The sequence below is a fragment of the Halanaerobium sp. genome, assembly GCF_003070835.1.
Genome location: NZ_QBLR01000268.1, coordinates 1 through 4,742 on the forward strand (window position 1 = coordinate 1; position 4,742 = coordinate 4,742).

At 30.7% G+C, this 4,742-nt stretch carries 5 protein-coding genes; all 5 read left to right on the top strand.

Translation table 11 applies throughout. The features are described from left to right. Positions 1–415: 415 nt before the first annotated feature. The 5 genes from CI949_RS17030 (at position 416) to CI949_RS17050 (ending at position 4,718) form a co-directional block, all read left to right on the top strand. Positions 416–718 (top strand): hypothetical protein, encoded by a 303-nt coding sequence (locus CI949_RS17030; protein WP_290768549.1) that lies wholly within the window; start codon positions 416–418, stop codon positions 716–718. Between the two features lie 153 nt (positions 719–871). Further along, positions 872–1,024 (top strand): hypothetical protein, encoded by a 153-nt coding sequence (locus tag CI949_RS17035; protein ID WP_290768551.1) that lies wholly within the window; start codon positions 872–874, stop codon positions 1,022–1,024. A 24-nt stretch (positions 1,025–1,048) separates the two neighbouring features. Further along, the gene (locus CI949_RS17040; protein WP_290768554.1) at positions 1,049–1,939 is read left to right on the top strand and encodes a DUF5655 domain-containing protein; all 891 of its coding nucleotides are present in this window, start codon (positions 1,049–1,051) and stop codon (positions 1,937–1,939) included. Positions 1,940–1,963: 24 nt separating this feature from the next. Continuing rightward, entirely contained in the window at positions 1,964–3,457 is a 1,494-nt protein-coding gene (locus tag CI949_RS17045) for a type I restriction-modification system subunit M (RefSeq protein WP_290768557.1), read from the top strand. Then, positions 3,450–4,718 (top strand): restriction endonuclease subunit S, encoded by a 1,269-nt coding sequence (locus CI949_RS17050; RefSeq protein WP_290768560.1) that lies wholly within the window; start codon positions 3,450–3,452, stop codon positions 4,716–4,718. Before CI949_RS17045 ends, CI949_RS17050 begins: the two co-directional genes overlap by 8 nt. Positions 4,719–4,742: the final 24 nt, after the last annotated feature.

The window sequence follows — 4,742 nt, forward strand, 5'->3', positions numbered from 1 at the left end:
ACAATTACTACTTTAAATGCTGAACAGAATCAGTTGCTTTTGATGAAATTCACCATATAATTAAAAAATTTGATTACCTTTTTAAAAAATAGCCTGGAGACATCACAAAATACAATTTTAATATTTTTTATTAATTCGCTAAACCACTGACAAACTTAGCAAATAAATTTCACCAAAGCCCCATAAATCAAATTTAAAGGTTATTATCAGAAGGGCACTATTTTATTACATAAAACAAATCGAAGCCTCTAAATGGAGCAAATAAAGACCTCTAATTTAAATTTAGACCACCACTTCAACCCGGAAAAACCCATACACTTTTTAGCCAAACTATTAGAACTTTTATTATTATAATCACTTATTAGATTAATTTCTAAATAAATATTTTTATAAAAAATTACTTGGAGATGATATTATGTCTTTAAATTATCAGGTAGGAGAATTTTATAAAGCTAAAACCTTTAAAGAATCTGGTTTCAATTTTCCCGATGGGGAATACAAGCTAAAGATTATTAGAGAAGGTTTCCCTGAAGATCCAGTTAATGATGAAGATGAGTTGGCTATTGCTGAAGAGCAGTGGCTTGAAGGATTAGAGGGCAGTGATCAGTATAAGACAGATTTAGATGGTAATTGGTACTACTTTGAGTTTCCTCTTAACGATGAGGGTATAGATTATATGTGGGTACCTGAGTCAGTAGTGGTAGAGGTATTTGAGTAATATTAATAAAAATAATATGAAGGTTAAATTGAATCATTGGAGAAATTAATTTAGTAGATTTTGACATAACGGTGTCGCAGCAGTATGATATTTTATTAGTGAATATATTTTTTCAATGAGCAACAATAATACCATTGAGGGAGCTGTCTGCTTATGGAAGAAGATGGTCAAGTAATAGGATTAGATATCATTGATAATAAACCTGATTACTCTAAATCAATTGAAGAAAATAATAAAGCATTAGCTGAAAAATACCTTGAGAAATATGGGGAAGTACCAGAATGGTTAAAGAAAAAATTAAAATAATTTTTTTATGAGAAGAGGTAAAATATGACTTTTATTCCTTATAAAATCAAAGATGATGGAAAAATGAAGCAGCTTAAAAAGAAGGATTTCAAGTTAGAAAAAGAGCTACAAAGTTTGGTGGAAGAAAATTTGAAAGAACTATTTGGTATTACTTTTTTAGCTACTGAATACTCTACTGGTCAAAGACATGGTGGGAGAATGGATACCATAGGTATTGATGAAAATAACTCTCCAGTGATTTTAGAATATAAGCGAAATAAAAACCAGAATATAATTAACCAGGCTTTGTTTTATCTTGATTGGCTGGTTGATCATAAGAGTGCTTTTGAATTATTGGTTAGAGATACTCTTAATAAAAAAATTGAGATTGATTGGTCCTCTCCAAGAGTTTTATGTATTGCTGAAGAATTTAATAAGTATGATACTTATGCTGTAGATCAGATGAAAAGGCCCATTGAGCTTATACAATACAGGATTTTTGAAGATGACTTATTTGCACTTGATATTCTAACAGCAGCAGAAGAGAGTAAGGGTAATAATAAAAGTTCTACTAATAAAGATTATAGTGTGGAATATCATTTAAAAAATGGTTCTGAAAGAATCAAAAAATTATTTGATGAGCTAAGAGATTTCACTCTGGAATTAGCTGATGATGTAGTAGAAAGTCCTCGCAAATTTTATATTGCATACAGGATTATTAGAAATTTTTTATGTATAGATATTCATAAAGAACACCTGCTTATATATCTTAGAATTGAACCAGCTGAAGTTGATTTAGAATATGATATTCTGAGAGATGTATCTGAGATTGGACATTTTGGAACAGGTGATTTAGAAGTAAGAGTAGAAAGTGAAGATGATATTAAATTGGCTAAACAGTTGATTGAAAAGGCTTATGATAATAGTGGAAATTAAGAATAATAATTGGGAGGATTTGAAATGTCAAAACTAACACTAGAAGAATTAGAATCACATCTCTGGGAATCAGCTAATATCTTAAGAGGTAGCATTGATTCTGCAGATTATAAAAACTACATATTTGGTCTTTTATTCCTAAAAAGAATGAATGATGTTTTTATGGAAAACAGGAAAGAAATCATTGAAGAATATGGTGAAGAATTAGCTGATGATCAGGATTTCTATACCAAGTCAAAGGTATATGTGCCCGAGAGAGCTCGCTGGTCAGAAATCAAAAAGCAGAATGAAGATATTGGTGCAGCTATTAATAAAGCCTTTGTAGTTTTGGAGCAGGAAAACCCACCACTAGAAGGGGTTTTAACTACAGTTGATTTCAATGATAAAGATAGATTACCTGACAGTGTTTTAGAAAAATTAATCCAGCACTATACAGATTTAAAATTAGATAATGATCATCTCGCAGATCCTGATTTATTAGGAAGAGCTTATGAGTATTTAATTAGGCAGTTTGCTGATGATGCTGGTAAAAAGGGTGGAGAATTTTATACACCTCGTGAAGTAGTTCAGTTATTAGTTAGAATTCTAGATCCTAAAGAAGGTCAGCGTGTCTATGATCCAGCCTGTGGTTCAGGAGGAATGCTGATTTATTCTGCTGAACATATTAGAAAAGAAGATAAAAATGGAATGGAGAATATATCACTTTTTGGTCAGGAAAGAAACCTAAACACCTGGTCTATTGCTAAGATGAATATGTTCTTACATGACCTTTATGATGCTCAAATTAAAAGAGGAGACACATTTACAGAACCCCTATTTTTAGAAGATGGAGGTAAACTGCAGCAGTTTGATAGAGTTATTGCCAATCCAATGTGGAATCAGAGCTATGCTAAGGGTGATGTGAAGGAATCACAGAAATATAATAGATTTAATTATGGCTTTCCACCTAAAAACTCTGCTGACTGGGCTTGGGTGCAACATATGTTAGCTAGTGCCAATCGTGATGGAAAGGTTGGAGTAGTTTTAGATAATGGTGTTTTATTTAGAAGTCGTTCTGAAGGTAAGATCAGAAAGAAAATTTTAAAAGAAGATTTAATTGAAGCTGTGATTGCTCTGCCTTCAAACTTATTTTACAATACTTCTTCACCTGGCTGTATTTTAATGCTGAACAAGAATAAGCCTGCCGCGAGAAAAGATAAGGTTATCTTCATCTATGGTGAGGAAGATTATGAGGAAGGAAGTAACCAGAACTTTTTAAGAGATAAAGATTTAGAAAAGATATTAGATGCTTATCATAACTTTGAAGATATAGAGAAATACTGTCGAGTTGCCGATATGGAAGAAATAGAGAGAAATGATTTCAACTTAAATGTACCTCGCTATGTTGATACAACAGAAGAGGAAGAACCAGTTGATGTAGAAGAAGTTTTAACTGAGCTTGATCAGCTGGAAAAAGAAAGAAATGAGATAGAATCAGGTATGATGGGCTATCTTAAGGAGCTTGGTTATAATGGTTAAAGAGGGATATAAAGAAGCAAATATAGGACCATTAGATTATAAAATTCCAGTTAATTGGGATATAGATTATATTAGTGATATTGAGAGTCTAGAACTTTTATCAAGTGGAATAAACAATTTTAAAGGAGAAAAAAAATATTTATCGACATCATCAATAGAAAGAAATAAAATAATAGAAATTGAAGAATTGATAGAATATAAACAAAGACCTTCAAGAGCTAATATGCAGCCAGTTATAGATTCTGTCTGGTTTGCGAAAATGAAAGATACTGTAAAAGTATATTCTTATATAGAGAAAAATAAAAATGAAATTAAAGAATATATAATGTCTACAGGTTTTATTGGAATTAAATGTAAAGAGAATATTAGTGTTGAATTTTTGAATCAATATTTTTTATGGAATCAATTTAATAAAATAAAAAATGTATATTCCCATGGTTCAACACAGCAAGCAGTAAATATGAAAGATGTAAGAAATTTAAAATTAATAATTCCCCCTCTCCCCGAACAGCAAAAAATAGCATCAATTCTATCATCAGTAGATAAGTCAATAGAAAAAACTGATGAAGTAATAGAGGAAACAAAAGAACTGAAAAAAGGTTTGATGCAGGTACTGCTTACTAAAGGGATTGGGCATAGTGAGTTTAAGGAAGTAAGAGTGGGAACAAAAATAATAAAGATTCCAAAAGAATGGGATCTCTTACAATTTGATAAGGTTTATAAAAAAAGAAATAAAAGGAATAAAGATGATGAAAATTATAATTATATAGGTTTAGAACATATTGAATCTGGTAATATTAATTTAGCTGGTTATGATAATAATGGTCAAGAAAGAAGTAGTAGTAGAATGTTTGAAACAGGTGATATTCTTTATGGTAAACTCAGACCATATCTAGATAAAGCAGCTATTAGTAAATTTGATGGTATATGCTCAACTGATATTATTCCAATGTATTCAACTAAATTATCTACTAATAAATATCTACTTTATATTTTGCATTCAAAGTTTTTTATCGATTTTGCAGTCTCTACAATGGAGGGAACTAATTTACCCAGAACTTCATGGCGTGTAATAAAAAATTTAAATATCCCTGTTCCACCAATTAAAGAACAAAAGAAAATAGCATCAATCCTCTCATCAGTGGATGATAAGATAAAAAAAGAAGAAGAATACAAAGCTAAACTAGAGCGACTTAAAAAAGGTCTGATGCAGAAACTATTAACAGGAGAGATTAGAGTAAATACAGAGATGGAGGTTTAGATAATGACTGGAAATTGGAATGAA

Coding starts and splice junctions, on each gene's coding strand:
- CI949_RS17040 (WP_290768554.1), top strand. CDS start 1,049: ATGACTTTTATTCCTTATAAAATCAAAGATGATGGAAAAATGAAGCAG.
- CI949_RS17035 (WP_290768551.1), top strand. CDS start 872: ATGGAAGAAGATGGTCAAGTAATAGGATTAGATATCATTGATAATAAA.
- CI949_RS17030 (WP_290768549.1), top strand. CDS start 416: ATGTCTTTAAATTATCAGGTAGGAGAATTTTATAAAGCTAAAACCTTT.
- CI949_RS17045 (WP_290768557.1), top strand. CDS start 1,964: ATGTCAAAACTAACACTAGAAGAATTAGAATCACATCTCTGGGAATCA.
- CI949_RS17050 (WP_290768560.1), top strand. CDS start 3,450: ATGGTTAAAGAGGGATATAAAGAAGCAAATATAGGACCATTAGATTAT.